The organism is Roseisalinus antarcticus (genome assembly GCF_900172355.1).
Lineage (GTDB): Bacteria > Pseudomonadota > Alphaproteobacteria > Rhodobacterales > Rhodobacteraceae > Oceanicola > Oceanicola antarcticus_A.
Genome location: NZ_FWFZ01000152.1, coordinates 1 through 572 on the forward strand (window position 1 = coordinate 1; position 572 = coordinate 572).

Consider the following 572-nt stretch of genomic DNA (forward strand, 5'->3'; position numbering starts at 1 on the left):
GCCTTAGGCTCAGGATGCATTGATTTCCGCTGCACCGCATGATTCACGGCTTCGAAAAAGGGAGCGGTGACATGAGCGATCTCTTCTGGCTGACCGACGCGCAGATGGCGCGTCTGGCCCCTTTCTTCCCCAAGCCTCATGGTAAGCCTCGGGTCGATGACAGGCGGGTTTTGAGCGGGATTATTTTCATCAACCGCAATGGCTTGCGCTGGCGAGACGCTCCGGAAGCCTACGGACCGCACAAGTCGCTCTACAGCCGGTGGAAGCGGTGGAGCGAGAAAGGTATCTTCGCCCGGATGATGGCCGGGCTGGCGGCGGAACACGGCGAAGAGGAGACCGTGATGATCCCCTCTCGGGACATCACTGCGTGATGCCCTGCCGGGCAGTGGACGCGACATACCTCAAGGCCCATCGAACGGCGACCAGCATGGCCGCCAAAAAGGGGGGCGTGGTCGTCTTATCGGTCGAACCAAAGGCGGCATGAACACCAAGCTGCACGCCATCTGCGACAGTCAGGGACGACCGATCGACCTGTTCGTCACCGCCGGACAGGTCAGCGATTACATCGGCGC

At 61.2% G+C, this 572-nt stretch carries 1 pseudogene; it reads left to right on the forward strand.

Going from position 1 to position 572, the window contains the following annotated elements:
* Nucleotides 1–71 precede the first annotated feature (71 nt).
* A pseudogene (locus ROA7023_RS23665) lies at nucleotides 72–572 on the forward strand (IS5 family transposase); the annotation flags it as partial.